This window comes from Amycolatopsis sp. SID8362 (assembly GCF_010550475.1).
In the GTDB taxonomy this organism is placed as follows: domain Bacteria; phylum Actinomycetota; class Actinomycetes; order Mycobacteriales; family Pseudonocardiaceae; genus Amycolatopsis; species Amycolatopsis eburnea.
Genome location: NZ_JAAGNB010001316.1, coordinates 1 through 19,042, shown reverse-complemented (window position 1 = coordinate 19,042; position 19,042 = coordinate 1). Strand labels below are relative to the sequence as shown.

Annotated in this window: 17 protein-coding genes; 11 read left to right on the top strand and 6 right to left on the bottom strand. The window is 70.7% G+C overall.

The genetic code is table 11. The features are described from left to right. The 11 genes from G3I65_RS40195 (at position 1) to G3I65_RS40145 (ending at position 11,441) form a co-directional block, all read left to right on the top strand. Positions 1-792, top strand: coding sequence for a glucose-1-phosphate cytidylyltransferase (locus G3I65_RS40195; RefSeq protein WP_160700714.1), 792 nt, complete (start codon positions 1-3; stop codon positions 790-792). Beyond that, positions 789-1,436 (top strand): PIG-L deacetylase family protein, encoded by a 648-nt coding sequence (locus G3I65_RS40190; RefSeq protein ID WP_160700713.1) that lies wholly within the window; start codon positions 789-791, stop codon positions 1,434-1,436. The genes G3I65_RS40195 and G3I65_RS40190 overlap by 4 nt, the downstream gene beginning before the upstream one ends. 5 nt (positions 1,437-1,441) lie before the next feature. Beyond that, positions 1,442-2,461 (top strand): NAD(P)-dependent oxidoreductase, encoded by a 1,020-nt coding sequence (locus G3I65_RS40185; protein WP_160700712.1) that lies wholly within the window; start codon positions 1,442-1,444, stop codon positions 2,459-2,461. Then, complete coding sequence (locus tag G3I65_RS40180; protein WP_160700711.1) at positions 2,462-3,736, top strand: DUF4910 domain-containing protein; 1,275 nt, start codon at positions 2,462-2,464, stop codon at positions 3,734-3,736. 5 nt (positions 3,737-3,741) lie between these two features. Next, entirely contained in the window at positions 3,742-5,067 is a 1,326-nt protein-coding gene (locus G3I65_RS40175; RefSeq protein WP_160700710.1) for a hypothetical protein, read from the top strand. Positions 5,068-5,074: 7 nt separating this feature from the next. Beyond that, positions 5,075-6,019: a glycosyltransferase family 2 protein gene (locus G3I65_RS40170; protein ID WP_160700709.1), complete on the top strand. Its 945-nt coding sequence runs from the start codon at positions 5,075-5,077 to the stop codon at positions 6,017-6,019. Continuing rightward, a complete protein-coding gene (locus G3I65_RS40165; protein WP_160700708.1) occupies positions 6,016-7,200 on the top strand; it encodes a polysaccharide pyruvyl transferase family protein in 1,185 nt (394 codons plus the stop codon). The genes G3I65_RS40170 and G3I65_RS40165 overlap by 4 nt, the downstream gene beginning before the upstream one ends. After that, the gene (locus tag G3I65_RS40160) at positions 7,197-7,745 is read left to right on the top strand and encodes a dTDP-4-dehydrorhamnose 3,5-epimerase family protein (RefSeq protein ID WP_160700707.1); all 549 of its coding nucleotides are present in this window, start codon (positions 7,197-7,199) and stop codon (positions 7,743-7,745) included. The genes G3I65_RS40165 and G3I65_RS40160 overlap by 4 nt, the downstream gene beginning before the upstream one ends. 5 nt (positions 7,746-7,750) lie before the next feature. Beyond that, positions 7,751-9,067 (top strand): glutamate-1-semialdehyde 2,1-aminomutase, encoded by a 1,317-nt coding sequence (locus tag G3I65_RS40155; RefSeq protein WP_160700706.1) that lies wholly within the window; start codon positions 7,751-7,753, stop codon positions 9,065-9,067. Positions 9,068-9,169: 102 nt separating this feature from the next. Continuing rightward, positions 9,170-10,651 (top strand): right-handed parallel beta-helix repeat-containing protein, encoded by a 1,482-nt coding sequence (locus G3I65_RS40150; protein WP_166641163.1) that lies wholly within the window; start codon positions 9,170-9,172, stop codon positions 10,649-10,651. Between the two features lie 166 nt (positions 10,652-10,817). Then, positions 10,818-11,441: an HAD family hydrolase gene (locus tag G3I65_RS40145; RefSeq protein ID WP_160700705.1), complete on the top strand. Its 624-nt coding sequence runs from the start codon at positions 10,818-10,820 to the stop codon at positions 11,439-11,441. Here G3I65_RS40145 and G3I65_RS40140 read toward each other — a convergent pair. The 6 genes from G3I65_RS40140 to G3I65_RS40115 all read right to left on the bottom strand — a co-directional run bounded on the left by G3I65_RS40140 (position 11,428) and on the right by G3I65_RS40115 (position 19,032). Beyond that, the gene (locus G3I65_RS40140; RefSeq protein WP_160700704.1) at positions 11,428-12,042 is read right to left on the bottom strand and encodes a maleylpyruvate isomerase family mycothiol-dependent enzyme; all 615 of its coding nucleotides are present in this window, start codon (positions 12,040-12,042) and stop codon (positions 11,428-11,430) included. The two genes, G3I65_RS40145 and G3I65_RS40140, sit on opposite strands and share 14 nt — an antisense overlap. Before the next feature lie 352 nt (positions 12,043-12,394). Further along, complete coding sequence (locus G3I65_RS40135) at positions 12,395-13,042, bottom strand: phosphatase PAP2 family protein (RefSeq protein WP_160700703.1); 648 nt, start codon at positions 13,040-13,042, stop codon at positions 12,395-12,397. Continuing rightward, a complete protein-coding gene (locus G3I65_RS40130; RefSeq protein WP_160700702.1) occupies positions 13,039-14,208 on the bottom strand; it encodes a glycosyltransferase family 4 protein in 1,170 nt (389 codons plus the stop codon). Before G3I65_RS40130 ends, G3I65_RS40135 begins: the two co-directional genes overlap by 4 nt. Continuing rightward, entirely contained in the window at positions 14,205-15,461 is a 1,257-nt protein-coding gene (locus G3I65_RS40125; RefSeq protein ID WP_239071733.1) for an O-antigen ligase domain-containing protein, read from the bottom strand. The genes G3I65_RS40130 and G3I65_RS40125 overlap by 4 nt, the downstream gene beginning before the upstream one ends. A gap of 1 nt (position 15,462) precedes the next feature. Beyond that, complete coding sequence (locus tag G3I65_RS40120) at positions 15,463-16,989, bottom strand: right-handed parallel beta-helix repeat-containing protein (RefSeq protein WP_160700701.1); 1,527 nt, start codon at positions 16,987-16,989, stop codon at positions 15,463-15,465. A 9-nt stretch (positions 16,990-16,998) separates the two neighbouring features. Next, positions 16,999-19,032 carry an alginate lyase family protein gene (locus G3I65_RS40115; RefSeq protein WP_163046836.1) on the bottom strand — a complete coding sequence of 678 codons (2,034 nt, stop codon included), beginning with the start codon at positions 19,030-19,032 and terminating at the stop codon, positions 16,999-17,001. Positions 19,033-19,042: the final 10 nt, after the last annotated feature.

Here is a 19,042-nt window from a genome sequence, read left to right as displayed (position 1 = left end):
GTGAAGGTCGTTCTCTTCTGCGGTGGCTACGGGATGCGGATGCGCAACGGCGCGGCCGACGACGTCCCCAAGCCGATGGCGATGGTCGGTCCGAGACCGCTCATCTGGCACGTGATGCGCTACTACGCGCATTTCGGCCACACCGAATTCATCCTGTGCCTCGGCTACGGCGCGGCGCACATCAAGAACTTCTTCCTGAACTACCAGGAAACCATTTCCAACGACTTCATCCTGCGCAACGGGCAGGCGGAACTGCTCTCGACCGACATCGCCGACTGGACGATCACCTTCGTGCAGACCGGCATCGAGTCGCCGATCGGCGAGCGCCTGCGCCGCGTCCGCCACTACCTCGACGGCGACGAAATGTTCCTCGCGAACTACGCCGACGTCCTTTCCGACGTCCCGCTGCCCGACATGATCGAGCGCTTCTCGAACACCGACGCGGGCGCGTCGATGATGGTCGTCCCGCCGCAGTCGTCGTTCCACTGCGTCGAAATGGACGAAGGCGGCATGGTCGGCTCGATCACCGCGGTCAGCGAAATGCCGCTGTGGGAGAACGGGGGGTACTTCGTGCTCCGGCAGGAAGTGTTCGACCACATCCCGGAGAACGGCGACCTGGTCGCCGACGGCTGCGGCGAACTGGCCAAGCGCGGCCGGCTGCTGGCCTACCCGTACCGCGGGTTCTGGAAGCCGACCGACACGGTCAAGGAGCGCGCGGCGCTCGACAACGCGTACACGCACGGCGAGAAGCCCTGGGCGCTCTGGGAGCGGCCCGTCGCGAGCACGGCGTGATCGGCCTGCGGCCGGGGCGGCTCGGCAGCGTGGTCGCGCTCGGCGCGCACTGCGACGACATCGCGATCGGCGCCGGCGGCACGCTGCTGACGCTGTGCGCGTCCCGGCCCGGCCTGCGCGTCGACGCGCTGATCCTCTCCGGCGGCGGCACGCCCCGCGAGGACGAGGAACGGGCCGCGCTGGCCGCGTTCTGCCCGGGCGCGGACGTCGACGTCACGGTGCTCAAGCTGCCCGACGGCCGGTTCCCGGCGCACTGGGAAGAGGCCAAGAACGCGCTCGAGGAGCTGCGGCGGCGGACCGACCCGGACGTCATCCTGGCGCCGCGGACCGACGACGCGCACCAGGACCACCGCGGCCTCGCCAAGCTGGTGCCGACGGCGTTCCGCGACCACCTGACGCTGGGGTACGAGATCGTCAAGTGGGACGGCGACCTCGGCAGTCCTTCGGTCTACCAGCCGCTCGACGACGACGTCGCCGAATCGAAGGTCCGGCTGCTGCAGGAGCACTACGCGTCGCAGCGGCATCGCGGCTGGTACGACCGCGAAGCGTTCCTCGGGCTGGCCCGGATCCGCGGCATCGAAGCCGCCGCGAAGTACGCCGAAGCGTTCTTCGTCAAGAAACTCACTCTCGACCTGAAGGGCTGAATCCGATGCGGGTGTTGCTGACGGGGCACAAGGGCTACCTGGGGACGGTGATGGCCCCGGTGCTCGCCGCCGCCGGCCACGAGGTCGTCGGCCTCGACTCCGGGCTCTTCGAGTCCTGCCTGCTCGGCCCGGCCCCGGCCGACCCGGCCGGCCACGTCGTCGACCTGCGGGACGTCGAGGCCAAGCACGTCTCCGGGGTGGACGCGGTGATCCACCTGGCCGCGCTGTCGAACGACCCGCTCGGCTCGCTCGCGCCGGAGCTGACCTACGACATCAACCACCACGCGTCGGTGAAGCTCGCGAAGCTGGCGAAGGACGCCGGCGTGCAGCGGTACCTCTACGCGTCGACCTGCTCGGTGTACGGCGCCGGCGGCGACAACCTGGTCGACGAGGACGCGCCGCTGAAGCCGGTGACGCCGTACGCCGAGTCGAAGGTGCGCGTCGAGGCCGACGTCCACGAGCTCGCCGACGACGACTTCACCCCGGTCTACATGCGCAACGCGACCGCGTTCGGCTACTCGCCGCGGCTGCGCGGCGACATCGTGCTCAACAACCTGACCGCGCACGCGCACCTGTCCGGCGAGGTGCTGGTGCTCTCGGACGGCACGCCGTGGCGGCCGCTGGTGCACGCCCAGGACATCGCGCGCGCGTTCACGGCGGCCCTGACGGCGCCCAAGGAGGCCGTGCACAACAAGGCGTTCAACATCGGCACCGAGGACAACAACGTCACCGTCGCCGAGATCGCCCAGGAGGTCGTCGAGGCCGTGCCGGGCTCGACGCTGAACATCACCGGCGAGGCCGGCGCCGACCCGCGCTCGTACCGCGTCGACTTCTCGCGCTTCCGCGAGGCCATCCCGGGCTTCACGTGCGAGTGGTCGGTCAAGGACGGCGCCGTCGAGCTGATCGAGGCGTACCGGAAGTTCGGGCTGACCAGGGAGTCGTTCCAGCAGCTGTTCACCCGGCTCGCCTGGCTGAAGAGCGAGGGCGAAGCCGGCCGCGTCGACGACACCATGCGGCGGCGTTAGGTGGCGGGCCCGCAGCTGCGGACGGGCGCGGAGCTGCACGCCCTGGTCGAGCGGCTGTACCCGATCTGCCGCAGCATCACCGGCGACGGCGTGCGGCAGACCCTGGACATCATCGGCGAGCACATTTCTTTGGAGCGCCACGAAGTCCCGACGGGCACCGCCGTGCTGGACTGGACGATCCCGCAGGAGTGGAACATCCGGGACGCGTACGTCGCTTCTTCGGACGGCACGCGCGTGATCGACTTCCGGGAGCTGAACCTGCACGTCGTCGGGTACAGCGTCCCGGTGCGGCAGCGGATGCCGCTGAGCGAGCTGCGGGAGCACCTGCACACGCTGCCGGACCAGCCGTCGTGGGTGCCCTACCGGACCAGCTACTACGCCCCGGCCTGGGGGTTCTGCCTGGCGCAGGAGAAGCTCGACGCGCTGCCCGACGGCGAGTACGACGTCGTCATCGACTCGACCCTCGCCGACGGCTCGCTGACCTACGGCGAGCACGTCGTCCCGGGGCGCGTCACCGACGAGGTCATCGTGTCCTGCCACGTCTGCCACCCGTCGCTGGCGAACGACAACCTGGCCGGCATCGCGGTGGCGATCTCGCTGGCCCAGCAGCTCGTCGACCCCTATTACACCTACCGCTTCCTGTTCATGCCGGGGACGATCGGCTCGATCACCTGGCTGGCGCGCAACGCTTCCCGGATCGAGAAGGTTCGTCACGGCCTGGTGCTGGCCTGCGCGGGCGACCCGGGACCGTTGACGTACAAGAAGTCCCGCCGCGACGACGCCGAGATCGACCGCGTCGTGCAGCACGTCCTGCGTTCGCGCGAACACCGCGTCGTCGACTTCTCGCCGTACGGCTACGACGAGCGCCAGTTCTGCTCGCCGGGCTTCAACCTCGGCGTCGGCTCGCTGACGCGGACGCCGTACGCGGGCTACCCCGAGTACCACACGTCGGCCGACAACCCGGGGTTCGTCTCGCCCGCGGCCATGGAGGACACGCTCGGCGCGTTGCGGGATGCCTTCGGCGTCCTGGACCGCAACCGCCGGTACGTCAACCTCAGCCCGTACGGCGAGCCGCAGCTCGGCAAGCGCGGGCTGTACGACTCGCTCGGCGGCCGCAGCGACGCCAAGCAGGCCCAGATGGCGATGCTGTGGGTGCTCAACCTCTCCGACGGTTCGCATTCGCTCCTCGACATCGCCGAGCGGGCCGGGCTGCCCTTCGACATCGTCGACGTCGCCGCCCGCGCCCTGCACGACGCCGGCCTGGTCAAGGAGTGAGCGACGTGGCCAACCACCGCCGTGCCCCGCGCTCGATCTTCCGGTCGGGCGCGGTGCGCGCGATGGCCGGACGGTTGAGCTGGGGCCTCGGCGACCAGGCGGTGTCCAGCCTGACGAACTTCGCCGTCGGGCTGTACGTGGCGCGCTCACTCGGCACGTTCGCGTTCGGCGTCTTCAGCCTCGCCTGGGTGACCTACGGCGTGGTGCTGAACGTGTCGCGCGGCCTGGCCACCGACCCGCTGATGGTGCGGTTCAGCGCCGTGCCCGAGGACCGCTGGCGCCTAGGGGTCGCCAGCGCGTCGGGCACCGCCATCGGCGTCGGCTGCGCGACCGGCCTGATCAGCCTGGTCGCCGGGCTGGCCGCGGGCGGCCCGCTCGGCAACGCGTTCGTCGCGCTCGCCGTCGTCCTGCCGGGCCTGCTGCTGCAGGACGCCTGGCGGTTCGCGTTCTTCGCCCGCGGCGCGGGCAAGAAGGCCTTCATCAACGACTGCGTGTGGGGCGTGGCGCTCGTCCCGGCGCTGTACATCGCCGCTCAGGTCCACACGGTGGTCGCGTTCGTGCTGGCCTGGGGCCTCTCCGGCGCGGTCGCGGCCGGCTACGGCTGGTTCCAGACCGGCATCCTGCCCCACCCCCGCGAGGCACTGGGCTGGTTCCGGCGCCAACGCGACCTCAGCGTCCGGTACCTCGTCGAGAACGTCAGCAACAGCGGCGCGTCCCAGCTACGCGCCTACGGCCTCGGCGCCATCGCCGGCATCACCGCCGTCGGCGCGGTCCGCGGCGCCGAACAGCTCCTCGGCCCGTTCCTGGCCCTGCTCATGGGGCTCTCCCTGGTCACCGTCGCCGAGGGCGCGCGGGTGCTTCAGCGGGCGCCGCACCGGCTGAAGCACTTCTGCGTGATCCTCGGCGGCGGGCAGGCCGCCGCCGCCCTGTGCTGGGGTCTCGGACTGCTGCTCCTGGTGCCCGACCGCGCCGGACGCTGGGTGATGGGCTCGGTGTGGGACTCCTCGTCCCCGCTGATCCTCCCGGTCACCCTGGCCGTGGTCGGCGCGAGCTTCGCCACCGGCGCGGCCGCCGGGCTCCGCGCGCTGGGCGCGGCCAAGCGGAGCCTGCGTTCCCAGCTGATCGCCTCCCTGTTCTACGTCACGTTCGGCATCACGGGCGCCTTCCTCGGTGGCGCGGCCGGATCCGCGTGGGGCGTCGCGACCGCGACGCTCAGCGGCTCCGTCGTGTGGTGGCTGCAGCTGCGCCTCGGGCTGCGCGACTACGTCCCGCCGTCCGCCGACGAGCCCACCGTCGTCTTCGAGCCGATCAAAGAGCCCATCAAGGAATGAGGACTCCATGACCACCGTCCCGCGGCTGAGCCTCGGCCTCCCGGTGTACAACGGCGAGGAGTACCTCGCCGAGTCACTGGAAGCCCTGCTCGGCCAGACCTACGAAGACTTCGAGCTGGTCATCTCGGACAACGCCTCCACGGACGGCACCGACGAGATCTGCCGCCGCTACGCCGAGAAGGACTCGCGCATCCGCTACGTCCGCCAGCCGAAGAACATCGGCGCGACGCCGAACCACAACTTCGTGTTCGACGTCTCCCGCACCGAGCTCTTCAAGTGGGTCTCGCACGACGACCTCTACGCCCGCGACCTGCTCAAGCGGTGCGTCGACGCCCTCGACGAGCGCCCGGACGTCATCCTCGCCCACTGCGACCAGGCCATCATCGACGGCGACGGCCGCATCGTCCAGCCGCTGCAGTACACGTTGGACACCGGCTCCCGGCACGCGCCGGACCGCTTCCGCAGCATCCTGTTCGAGCCCGGCGGCGACGACTTCTACGGCGTCATCCGCGCCGACGTCCTCCGCCGCGTCAAGCCGCTCGACAGCTACCACCACGCGGACCGGACGTACTCGGCCGAGATGGCCCTGCACGGCCCCTTCTACCAGGTACCCGAGCTGCTCTACTTCCGCCGCGACCACCCGGGCCGCGCGGAACGGGCCAACCCGACCATCCGGAGCCGGTGCGCGAATCTGGACCCGCGGCGCGCGAACCGGCTCCGGAATCCCACCGTCCGCCTGCTCGGCGAGTACGTCTACGGGTTCGCGGACCTCATCCGGCGAGCGCCGATCTCGGCCGCCGACAAGCGCGAGTGCTTCGGCCACCTCGGCGCCTGGCTGACGAACCGGGCGCGCTCCGGCCAAGGCGAACGCGTCGAGGACCGCGCGCCGACCGCCTCCGACGTCACCACGGTCAACGAGATCGTGGCCGGCCGGGAAGGCAGGCTCGCGTGAAGCGTGCCCCGCGCGTCGGCGTCTTCGGCCTGCTCGGCTCGGGGAACCTCGGCAACGACGGTTCCCTCGAAGCCGTGCTCGGCTACCTGCGCGCCGAACACCCGGACGCCGTCCTGACCGGCCTGGTGGGCGGCCCGGACATCGTCCGCGAGCGGTACGGCGTCGACACCACGCCCCTGCACTGGAACCAGTCCGAGTACGAGACGGCGTCCGGCCTCCGGTCGATCGTCCTCAAGGGACTCGGCAAGCTGGTCGACATCGGCCGCACGGCGGCGTGGGTCCGTCGGCAGGACGTCGTCATCGTGCCCGGCATGGGCGTCCTCGAGGCGACGCTTCCGCTGCGTCCGTGGGGTTTTCCGTATTCGCTTTTCCTCCTTTCCGCCACCGGGCGGCTCTTCGGCACCAAGATCGCGCTGGTGAGCGTCGGCGCGAACCACATCAGCGCGCGGGCGACCCGGACGCTCGTCCGCTGGGCCGGCCGCCTGGCCGCCTACCGCTCCTACCGGGACGACATCTCCCGCGACGCCATGCGCGCCATGGGTGTCGACACCAGCCGCGACGAGGTCTACCCCGACCTCGCGTTCTCCCTCCCCACCCCGGACGCCGACGGCCCGCCGGGCACCGTCGGGGTCGGCGTGATGGCCTACTACGGCGGCAACGACGACCGCGCCGACGGCGACCGCATCTACCGCCACTACGTGGACACGATGAACCGTTTCGTCGCCTGGCTCGTTGACCAGGGCAGACCCGTCCGGTTGTTCATCGGCGACCAGATCGACCGGCAGGTCGTCGACGAGATCCTCGAGAAGACCGCTTCCCCGCTGGTCACGGCGGCCTCGGCGGAGACCTTGGACGAGCTGATGCACGAGATGGCAGCGGTGGACAGCGTGGTGGCCACGCGCTACCACAACGTGCTCTGCGCCCTGAAGGTCGCGAAACCGACCGTCGCGATCGGGTACGCGCCGAAGAACGACGTGCTCATGGCGGAGATGGGCCTCGACGGCTTCACCCAGCGGGCGAAGACCGTCGGCTTCGACCGGCTCGTCGAGCAGTTCACCGAACTCGAAAACCGTTCACCGGAGCTGCGCCAGATCCTGGCGGAACGGAACGAAAACAACGTTCAACGGCTCAAGGACCAGTTCGCCGCCCTTTCGGCGGCCCTCTTCGGGGGTGCGCGATGAAGGCCATTCCGGTGCCCGAGATCGAGGGCGTGTACCTGTTCGAGCCGACACCGCACGCCGACCAGCGCGGCTTCTTCAGCCGGACGTTCGACCGCGAAGTCGTCGCGTCGGTGGGGATCGACCCGGACGGCTTCGCCCAGGACAGCCTTTCCCGCTCCCGCAAGGGAGTCGTCCGCGGCATGCACCTGCGCGGCGGCGCCGGCGAGGCGAAGCTGGTGCGGTGCTCGCACGGCGCGATCTTCGACGTCGTGGTGGATCTCCGACCGGATTCGCCCACGTTCCGCAATGTCAAAACGTTCGAACTTTCCGGTGAGACACAGGTTTCCGTGTACATCCCGGCAGGCTGCGCGCACGGATTCCAGTCACTCACCGAAGTCTCGGACGTGTCGTACCGTATCGATCGGCCGCACGACCCGTCGGAAGACATCACAATTTCGTACAAAGACCCAGAATTGGACATTCCGTGGCCACTGTCGGTCACAATGGTCAGTGACCGGGATGAGCGCGCACCGTCTCTCCTAGAGGCGTTGAAACCAACGAGGTGACCCCCATGGGAACGAACTTGCCCCGCTCCACGGAGGCGAACGCCCGGCTGCACCGGGTCATCCCGGGCGGTGCCCACACCTACGCCAAGGGCTCGGACCAGTACCCCGAAGGGATGGCCCCGGTCATCTCCCACGGCCGCGGCGGCCACGTCTGGGACGTCGACGGCAACGAGTACATCGAGTACGGCTCCGGCCTGCGGGCGGTCATCCTCGGCCATGCCCACCCGCGGGTCGTCGAAGCGGTCCGCGGCGAGCTCGACAAGGGCAGCAACTTCATCCGCCCGTCGATCATCGAGGCCGAAGCGGCCGAGCGGTTCCTCGAGAACGTCCCGACCGCAGACATGGTGAAGTTCACCAAGAACGGCTCCGACGCCACGACTGCCGCCGTCAAGCTGGCCCGCGCCGCCACCGGCCGCAAGCTCGTCGCCAAGTGCGCCGACCACGCCTTCTTCTCCACCGACGACTGGTTCATCGGCACCACGCCGATGAACGCCGGCATCCCGGACGAGACGACCGAGTCGACGGTGTCCTTCCCGTACGGCGACCTGCAGGCCACGGAGGAGCTGCTGCAGCGCCACGACGGCGAGATCGCGTGCCTGATCCTGGAGGCGGCCGCGGCGGTGGAGCCGCCGCCGGGGTACCTGCAAGGCCTGCGCGAGCTGGCCACCCGGTACGGCGTCGTGCTGGTCTTCGACGAGATGATCACCGGCTTCCGCTGGTCCGCCCACGGCGCGCAGGGCCTCTACGGCGTCACGCCCGACCTCTCGACGTTCGGCAAGGCGCTCGGCAACGGCTTCGCCGTCTCGGCGCTGGCCGGCAAGCGGGAGCTGATGGAGATCGGCGGCCTGCGCAGCGCCCGCGAACGGGTGTTCCTGCTGTCCACCACCCACGGCGCCGAGACCCACTCGCTCGCCGCCGCGATGGCGGTGATGGACGTCTACCGCGACGAGGACGTCGTCGGCAGGCTCCACGTCCTCGGCGACCGGCTCGCCGCCGGTGTCCGCGAGGTGGCGGCCGGGATGGGCGTCGAGGACCACGTCGTCGTCCGCGGCCGGGCCAGCAACCTCGTCTTCGGCACGCTCGACGAGGACGGCAAGCCGTCGCAGCCCTACCGGACGCTGTTCCTGCGCGAGCTGATCGGCGGCGGCGTGCTCGGACCGTCCTTCGTGGTCAGTGCCGCGCTCACCGAAGCCGACATCGACAAGACGATCGACGTGGTCTCCCAGGCCTGCACGGTGTACCGGAAGGCGCTCGACGCCCAGGACCCGACGCCCTGGATGGGCGGGCGCCCGGTGCAGCCCGTGTTCCGCAAGTACGCCTGACCCGGCGCGGCCCCGCGCGGGCGCGCCGGATTCACCCCGTGGGTCCGATGAGGACACCGGCGGGGGACTGTTTTCCCGCCCGTTCGTGCGTAGCTTCCTGCCATGGGCAGATCCCGTGCGCTCCTCGTCGCCGCTTGCTCGCTCCTGATCGCCGCGGCCTGCCCGGCGATCGCGCAGGCGGCCGACGGGCCCGGGCCGGTGTGCGACCACCAGCCCGCGGAGCACGAGGAACCGCCTTCCGGGGCCGTCTCCGTCGATCCGGGTGTCGACGGAGACCTCTCCACCCAGACGGCCGCGCACCCGCCCGGCACCACGTTCTGGCTCCGCCCCGGCACCCACACCCTCGGCACGGACGAGTTCGGCCAGGTCGCCCCGAAGGACGGCGACGTCTACCTCGGCGCGCCGGGCGCGGTCGTCGACGGCCGCGGCGTCAACCGCGCGGCCTTCACCCAGCGGGCGCGTGACGTCGAGATCCGCGGGCTCACCATCCGCGGCTTCGCCGCCCTGCAGGACCAGGGCGTGGTCAACCACGACTCCGGCGACGGCTGGCTCATCGAGAACACGACTATCGAGGACAACGACGGCGCCGGGCTGATGGCCGGTGCGCACCAGGTCGTCCGGCACACCTGCCTGCGCGACAACGGCCAGTACGGGCTCAACGCCTACCAGGCCGGCGACGGCATCACCGGGCTCGTGCTGGAGGGCAACGAGATCACCGGCAACAACACCGGCGACTGGGAGACCAAGGTGCCGGGCTGCGGGTGCAGCGGCGGCGCCAAGTTCTGGGCCGTGAACGGGGCCGACGTCCGCGGGAACTGGGTCCACGGGAACCACGGCGCCGGCCTCTGGGCCGACACGGAGAACAACGACTTCCTCGTCGAGGACAACCTGTTCGAGGCGAACGCCGCCGAGGCGCTGTTCTACGAGACCAGCTACAACCTCGTGCTGCGCGGCAACACGTTCCGCGGCAACACCCTGGTGCAGGGCCGCGCGTTCGCCGCCCGCGGCGACAACTTCCCGGTGGCGACGGTGTACCTGTCGGAATCCGGCGGCGAACCCCGCGTGCCGGCGCGGACTTCGACCGTCGACATCAGCGGGAACACCTTCGAGGACAACTGGGCCGGGATCACGTTGTGGGAGAACGCCGACCGCTTCTGCAACAGCCCGGCGAACACGTCTTCGGGCTACTGCACCAAGGTCGCGCAGAAGTCTTCGTGCGCCGCGGGCACGATCGAGAAGCCGCCGGCGTACGACGACTGCCGCTGGAAGACGCAGCGGGTCGAGATCCACGGGAACACCTTCCGGTTCGATCCCGGCCGGGTCGGCTGCACGAGCCTCTGCGGGCGGATGGCGCTGCTTTCGAACTACGGGACCTTCCCGGACTGGTCCCCCTACAAGGGAACCGTGGTCGAGGAGGCCATCACGTTCCACCAGGGCAACCGGTGGCACGCCAACTCCTACACCGGGCCGTGGGTCTTCGTCGTGCATGACACCTCCAGGACGGTCGACGCTGCGGGCTGGCGGGCTGAGCCCTACTCGCAGGACGAGTGCTCTTCGTTCGACGGTGGGTCCGCCGGCTGCTGATCACGAGCTTGCCGACCGGGTCCGACAGTTTCCACCGGCGTCCGCTCTGATCGTCTAGATTTCCGTTGTCACACAAGGGAAAAGTCGCGAACGGAGAATTTCGGACGCACCTGCTTCACCCGTTCCAGCGATGGCGCTCGCACAAGTGTTCGGTACCGTCGAAGACATGGCCCCTTCGACCTCCACTCCTCCAGCCGGCGACCGCGACGCGATCGACGTCGTGGTTTTCGACGCCATGGGCGTGCTCTACTCGCGCGCCGACGACGTCGCGGACCTGCTGGTGCCGTACCTCCGCAGCCACGGCTGCGTGCTGGACGGCCCGGAAATCGCCCAGCTGTACCGGGAATGCAGCGTCGGCAAGATGTCCTCCGCGGACTTCTGGGCGGCAGCGGACGCTCCCGGGACGTCGGACGAGGCGTACTGCCTGAACCACCGCCTCACCGAAGGCGCGGTCGCCCTGCTCGCCGAACTCGAAGCCACCGGCGTGCGGCTCGCCTGCTTGAGCAACGACGTCAGCGAGTGGTCGAAACTGCTGCGCGAGCGGTTCGGACTCGGCGAGTACATCACCGACTGGTTCGTCAGCGGGGACATCGGCGTGCGCAAGCCCGACCCGGAAGCGTTCGCCACGCTGTGCCGCCGGCTCGACGTGGTGCCCGACCGCGTCCTGTTCATCGACGATCGCGAAGAAAACGTGACCGCCGCCCGCGAAGCCGGTTTCCAGGCGTTGCAGTTCGGTACGTCCCGTCTATCCACAATGGACCAATTGCGGAAGGAACTCAGACCGTGGTGAAGCGCGCGCTCGCCTCCCCTCGAAGACGCCCGGCGGGCAACCGCCGATCACACAGCACGAGCAACAGGTCCTGGGCGGCCCCGGTGAGCGGGGTGCCGGTGCCGTACGACCAGTCGAGATCGTCGGCACGCAAGGCGACGCCGTCCAGGTCGGCTCCGAAGTACTTGACCTGCTTGGGCTTCATCGTCGCGAAGATCACCTCGAGGCGTTCCAGCGGAACCCGGCGCTCGAGGCCGAGAGCGGTCGTGATGTCCAGCCCGTGGATCACGTCGTGGCTCAAGGCGCCTTCCGCGCCGCCACCCGGCGGCCGCCACGGGTGGTCGGCGTTGTCGCGCAGCGAGGCGACCAGCGCTTCGCGGGACAGCTCGGCCGCGTCGCGGCGGGCCACCCGGTCAGCCATGGCGTTGAACCGCCCGCCGGACCTCAGCATCTCCCGCACGAACCGCCCGGTCGAGAACCGGAACGGCATGGTCACGTGCGCGACGACCTCGGGCACCCGCCAGCCCGCGCACAAGGTCGGCGCCATCCAGTCAGCCGGCGAAAGCCCGTCCAGCACGGCAGCCAGTTCCCGCCGCTCGGCGGCGATCAAGTCTTGGATCACGAGGGTCTCCTTCACGAGTCGGACACCCCACCGACGAACGCCCCCCGCGCGGACCGACAGCGCCGGCGAACGGATCAGCGACGCGGTCCGCGACCCCGTTCCCTCCGGCCGCGGCCACGCCCACTCACAGCCGCGACTTGGCGGTCGATACGGCGACGGCCCGATCGGCAGCCCGTCCTCCGAGCCGATCGGCCACTCGCTCCCGCAGCTGCGGGCAACCGCTCACCGGCCGACCGGCAGCGGATCGGCCACGCCCACCCGCGACGGCGACCAACTCGTCCAGCCACCGGCGGCCCAGCCGGGCTCACCGCCCATGCTGTCCACCAGCCGATACCGGCTCGCGAGCTCGTCGTCAGAGCCGGTCGGCGACGCGGTCGACCACCCATCCGGTCGCCGGGACCGCGGCCAGCGCGGCGCAGAACCCCCCGGCCGCGTCCGTCGGGTAGTGCGCCCCCAAGGCCACCTCGGCCCAGCCCATCGCGATCCCGGCGACCAGCGCCAAGCCGAGGATCAGCACCACCGCGCTCGCACGCCCGAGCCCCAGCCGATCGACCAGCAACAGACCGATGATCAGCGCGAGCGCCGTCGCCAACGCCGTGTGCCCGCTCGGATACGACAGGAATTCACCGTGGATGGTGCGCCCGACGAGCGGCTTCAGGACCGTCGTCACCGCCACCGTGACCAGGACGCCCAGCACCGTCAGCACGGCCGTTCGCGCGCGGCGGGCCAAGACGCACACCCCCGCGATCAGGGCGACCAGCACGACCGATCCCACCGGTTCGCCGCCGAAGTCGATGACCAGCGCGACGTACCGCCACGGTGGCTCGACCCCGTCGAGCGACGGCAAGACAGCGGCGTCGACCCCCGTCAACCCGGAGTCGTGGAAGTGAAGGATGCCGAGTGCGACGAGGACCGCCGTCGCCAGCGCTCCCGACATCGCGAGCGGGGTGCGCAGGGCGGCCGGCAGGACCGCGGGTGCCGTCCGGACGAGCTGCTTCACGCCTCGATCGCCGCCTTGTACCCGGCGATCAGCCGGTCCAGGCCGACCGCCGGGGTGAAGTCCTTCTCGTACCGGACGCGGGCCGCGTCGCCCATCTCGCGGTTGCGGTCGCCGACGATCTCACGCAGTCGTTCCGCGAGTGACACCTCGTCGTTCGGCTGGTGCAGGAGGCCGGTGACGCCGTCCTCGACAAGCTCCGGGAACGCCCCGTGGGCGGCCGCGACCGTGGGCACGCCCGCCGCCATCGCCTCGACCACCACGAGGCCGAACGCCTCCAGCCACGTCGACGGCGCGACCACCGCCACCGCGCCGGCCGTGAGCGCGCGGCACTCGGCCTTGTTCCGGAGACCCACGTACGAGACGTCGGAACGTCCGGTCGCCCAGGCCGCGACCTCGTCCTGCATCGGGCCCGTGCCGGCGATGACCAGCGGAACGCCCAGGGCACCGCCGAGGCGGTCCCAGGCCCGCATCAGCAGGCCGACCCCCTTCTCCTCGGTGATCCGGCCGAGGAACAGGACATGCGTCCCGTCGCCGGTGCGGCGGACACCGGGGTCGGTGACGAAGTTGTGCTTCACCGCCATCCGCTCGCCGGGCATCCCGGCCGACACCAGGAGGTCTCGTTGCGCCGCCGAAATGCAGAAGAACCGCGAAACGCCCGTCCACCACCGGCGGCGGTTCGCGACCATGCTCGCCGCCATCGGGAGCGTGGCCGCGCTCGAACCGCGGTAACAGCCGTGCTTCACCGCCGGCAACGGTGAGCCGCCGACGCACTCGGTGCAGATGTGGCCGTCGCGGTGGAGCGTGCCGGGCGGGCAGACCATCGTGTAGTTGTGCAGCGTCGCGACCGCGGGCACCCCCGCGTCCGCGCAGGCGGCGACCACCGAAGGCGACAGCAGCGGGAACGTGTTGTGGATGTGCACTACGTCCGGGCGCTTCGCGCGCAGCCGGGCGGCGAGTTCCTTCCGCACCGCCGGGTTCCACGGCACCATCAGCGGCACCGCGGCCTTGCGGGGCAGCGGCATCGCCGCGATGTCGTCGCTGCGGCGTTCGAACAGCGACACCTCGTGACCGCCCTCGGCCAGCAGCGAGACTTCGGCGTCGACGACGTTGTTCTCGCCGCTCGGCTGCTCGGACCGGTACCGGTTGTGCACCACGAGCACCCTCACGCGCTTGCCCCCTTCGCCGGGATGAATGCTTGTTCGTCGGACTGCGGCACCCCGCGGACCAGCAGTGACGCGGCCACGGCCAGGTGCAGCAGATACGGCGACGCGTCGCCGAGACCAGCTTCGGTGTAGGAGGCCGAAACGCAGTAGGTGATCAGGAAGATCGCGCACGCCCTCGCCAGTGAAGGCGGCCGCAGCACCGCGACGACGATCAACGTCAGCAGGAACGCGGCGACCAGGGCGATCCCGACGAAGCCCTGCTCGTGGTAGACCGCGAGCCAGCTGTTGTCGATCGGGAGGCCGTCGTAGGACTTGTCGGTCAGGCCCACGCCGAAGATGTACTCGGCCGTCGTCCGCGGGGCCTCCAGCAGGGCGTCCCACACCTTCGCCCGGCCCGTGAGGCTGGAGAAGTTGTCGGCGCTCTGCCCGCGGAGGAACCACGTCTGGAGCGCGCCCGCGAGCACCAGGCCGGCGACCCCGCCGACGCCGACCGTCCACGCGAACACCTTCCGCGCGCGGGCGCTGGTCAGCAGCATCGACAGGAAGGCCACCGAGAGCCCGGCGACTAGGCCGAGCGTCGCGGTGCGGGTGTGCGTGAGCATCAATAGGCCCAGCACCGGCACCACGATGAACACCGCGCTGCGCCACGTCGTGCGGCGCCCGAACCAGAGGAGGAGCGTGAGCCCGGCGATGACCGCCGCGTACTGGCCGATCTGCGGCGGGGTGAGCGGCCAGATCGCACCCGAAAGCCGGCCGCCGTAGATGTCCGGCATCGCGTTGCCCGGGGAGATCACCAGGCCGATCGCCACGGACGCGAGCACGATGGCGTAGGTGCGGATGTGGTAGCGGACGAAGGCGAAGCCACCGTCCCACCAACGCGTCAGCAGCCAGAGCGTGGACACGAACACCGTCAGCCGGAAGCACCGGAACAGGGCGCCGGCGCCTTCCTGCAGGTCGGCGCTGGAGAGGATGCTGGTCACCAGCAGCAGCGTCAGCAGCAGCAGGTAGGCGCTCGGGCGGATCCGCAGGTGCTTGTTCAGCACCAGCGCGATCACGAAGGCCGTCATCAGCGCGCCCATCGTGACCAGCTGGCTGACCGAGCGCGGCAGCGGAATGACCGTCTTCGCGCCGGTCGAGCCGAGCGTGTTGAGGATCAGCAGTGCCCAGGCCAGACCCGCCCACTTCGGCGTCGAGGACGCGGGTTCGGCCGCGGCCTCGCCGCGGATGCCCGCCACCGATGCGGTGTGCGCCGTCATGTCAGCCCCCGCCCTGCGCGCTGTACGTGCTCCCGGTGTCCTGCGAGTACGGCGTGCCTTCCCACTCGCCGACCTCGAGGACGCGGTCGGTCGTGTACACGATGAACGTCCACGGGCCGGTGTAGCTGTTGTCGTGCCAGCGGTTGTCCTGCTTGAACGTGATCGCCTCCTGGACGGCCTCGCCCTTGTACGGCGACCAGTCCGGGTAGGTGCCGAAGTTCGACAGCAGGCCCATCCGGCCGCACGCGGCCTGGCAGCCGACGACCGCCGGGTCGAGGACGAACTTGTTGTCGTGGATGTCGACGTGCTGGGTCTTCCAGCGGCAATCGGCGAGCAACGGGCCGGTCGTGATGGCCGGGGCCGCGCACTGCTTCACGTTCGGCACCAGCCGGGTGCAGTCGCCGGAGGAGGTGTTGGCCGGGCTGTTGCAGAAGCGGTCGGCGTTCTCCCACAACGTGATCCCGGACCAGTTGTTCTCCAGGTAGTTGCGGGAGATTTCGATCTTCGCGGTGCGCGCCTTGACCCTCGGCTCGCCGCCGGACTCGGAGATGTAGATCGTCGGCGTCGGGAAGTTGTCGCCCCGGTCGGCGTACCGGCGACCGTCGACCCAGTTGTTCTTGCGGACCGTGTTGTCCCGGATGACGGCGTTGTAGCTGATCTCGTAGATCAGCGCGGCACCGTCGTTGTTCTCGATGAGGTTGCCCTCGATGAGGAAGTCGTTGTTGTTCGTGTCGGCCCAGAGCCCGGTGCCGTGGTTGTCGTGCACCCAGTTGCCGCGCACGTCGGCGCCGTTGACGTCCCAGAACTTGATCCCGCCGCTGCAGCCGCAGCCGTCGATCTTCGTCTCCCAGTCGCCGGTGTTGTTGCCGGCGATCTCGTTGCCCTCCACGACGAGCGCGGTGAGGGGGGTGGCGCCGGAGTAGGCGTTGATCCCGTACTGGCCGTTGCGGCGCAGGCAGTTACCGCGCACCTGCTGGCGCGCGCCCGCCATCAGGCCGGCGCCGTCGTTGTCCTGGATGGTCGAGTGCTCGATCAGCCAGCCGTCCCCGGAGTCGTGGTTGACGACGCCTTCGTCGTGCGGCGCGGCGAAGCCCTGCACGGTGACGTAGGTGATCTTGACGTTCACCGCGTGCCCGGTGAAGGCGTACTGGTTGATCTTGCGGCCGTCGACGATCGCGCCCGGTGCGCCGATGTAGACATCGCCGTCCTTGGGGGTCACCTGGTCGTACTTGTCGTTGCCGAGGATGTGCTTGCCCGGCTTGAGCCAGAACGTCGTGCCCGGGCCGGCCGAGCGCGTCTTCGCCGCGAGGTCGCCCGGCACCGCCGGGTCGACGACGACCGCTCCCGCGGGCGCGGCCGCCGGGCCCGCGGGCTCCTTGTCGCACACGGCCGCGACCGAACCGCTGGGTGCCGGGGTGGCCTGGGCCGGTCCCCCTTCGGTGTCCGGCCCGCCCGAGCACGCCGCGACCGTGAGCAGGACACCGAGCAGCGGAGCGGCACGGCGGAGTCGGAGGCGGCGGGCTGTCACGGGCGGGTCCTAACTGAAGCGGAGCAGGGTGGTGAGGTGTCCGGGAGTCCCGGAGCCGACGAGGGTGGTCGAAGGTTCCTTCCGGCCGAAGCCCGCGGAGTACCAGCCGAGCGGTGGCTCGACCTGACCGCGGTGCGCGGTCCACGACAGCTCGGGTGGCAACTCGAGCACAGCGGTCCGCGCTCCGCCACCGGCGAGGGACCCGGACACCCGGCCGGCGAGCGGTTCGAGTTCGTCGCCGGCGGAGCCGGACGCGGCACCGGATCGACCTTCCGCGGCCGCGGTGGGTGCGTCGGGGGCGGGCCAGCGGAGGTGCGCCGTCGTCCCGTCGAGCACGACCGTCACCTCGGGGCCCAGGTGGAACGCCAAGCGGCCCGCCGAACCCGCTTCGCCCAAGACCTCGTCGAAGATCGTCAGCACTTCGCCGTCCAGCTCGACCGTGCGACGGTGGACCGCCGGTGCGTAGCCGTCGTGGGCGGCCGACCAGTGTGATGGGCCCTCGGGTGGGGTGCGGACGTCCAGGACCTTCGTCACCGCGTGCCGGGTCCACAGGAACGGGCCGCCCGAGACGGACTGGTCGCGGGCGTTCAGTTCCAGGGTGTTGTGGCCGAGCGTCGAGCGGAAGTACGACCGCCACCGGGGTTCGCCGTGGTAGCAGAACGTGCCCGGATCGGCCAGGATCTCCACGCCGTCGTGGCGGACCTCCACCGACAGGGCGTCCGCGTGGGCGTGGGCCGCGATCGACAGGAAGCCGTGGGGGCCGCCGTCGCAGCGGGCCCACACGCGGCCCGATCGCAAGATCGTCATGCCCGCGTCGCGCAGGTGCGCCGGGCGGCGACCGGGGCGGACGCCGGAAGCCCGCGGGGTGCGCGTGGCCAGCGACGCCAGCAGCGGCGTGCGGACGTCGTCGCCGGGGACTGCCGGCCACCAGTCCAGGCGGCCGAACAGGACCTCGCCGGACGCCAGGAGCGAAGCCCAGCGGTTCGTTTCCGTGCCGTCGACGATCAGGCCGAAGCCGTCGTCGGCGTCGCCCTGGCGCGGGGGGCGCACCTTGTTGTCCACAATGGACGCCAGGGCGTCGGTCATCCGGAGCAGGACGTCCCACGTCGAATCCGGCGTCGGCACGCCCGCCGCGTCGGCCTCGAGCGCGGCCGCGAGCCCCAGCTCCAGGACCAGGCCGTGGTACTCCGACGCCAGTTCGGCGTTCAGCCCGGACGGGAACGTGTTGCGGCCGAGCTGGACGTCCAGCGAACGCGTCGCCGAAGCCCGCCAGGCCGCCGATTCCGGGAACCAGCCGAACGCGCACGCCGCCGCCAGCAGACCGGCGTCCTCGGCGATCACATGGTTGTTCGCCGACGAGCCGTGGCTGCGCAGGGTCGCGAGCCAGTTCTGGTGGTGCCACAGCTGGAGCTGGAAGTCCGGGTTGTCCTCGAACAGCTCCGGCGCGCCCGCCCAGCCGTCGAGCAGGCGGCGCGTCCAGACCCACGACAGCAGCCGGATGCCCAGCTCGATGCCGCTCACCCAGTGCGGGCCCTGCAGCGGCGGGTTCTCCGCCCACCACGAACGCAGGTGGGCGGCCACGCGCGTGGCGTACGCCGGGGTGCCGGTCAGGGCGTACGCCGCGGCCAGCACGGTCAGGTGCTGGTGGCGCGACGGCTCCCAGATCTGCTTGATGTCGCCGACCTCGTCCTCCGACCGGTACGGGACGTCGAACGCGTACCGGTCCGAGGGCGCGCGGCGACCGGTCTTCGGGTCGAGGAACCAGTCGGGCGCCACCATGTCCGTGCGCACCACGCCGAAGTACTCGGCGCGGCCCGCCATCAGCTCGTCGGCGGTCGCGAGGAGCCGCGAAACCGCCTCGGCGGACACCTTGCCGAGCACGCCCGGCGGCAGCGCAGAGGTGAACCGCGGGTGCGACGGCCAGTCCGGCGCCGTCGGCAGGGCCGACCGCCACTGCCGCTGGACGACGGCGTGCCGCGCACGGCCGACGACCTCCGCCGGCCCCATCCGGGACAGCCGCCGCAGGTACCAGCCGGGGCCCATCACGGCCGGA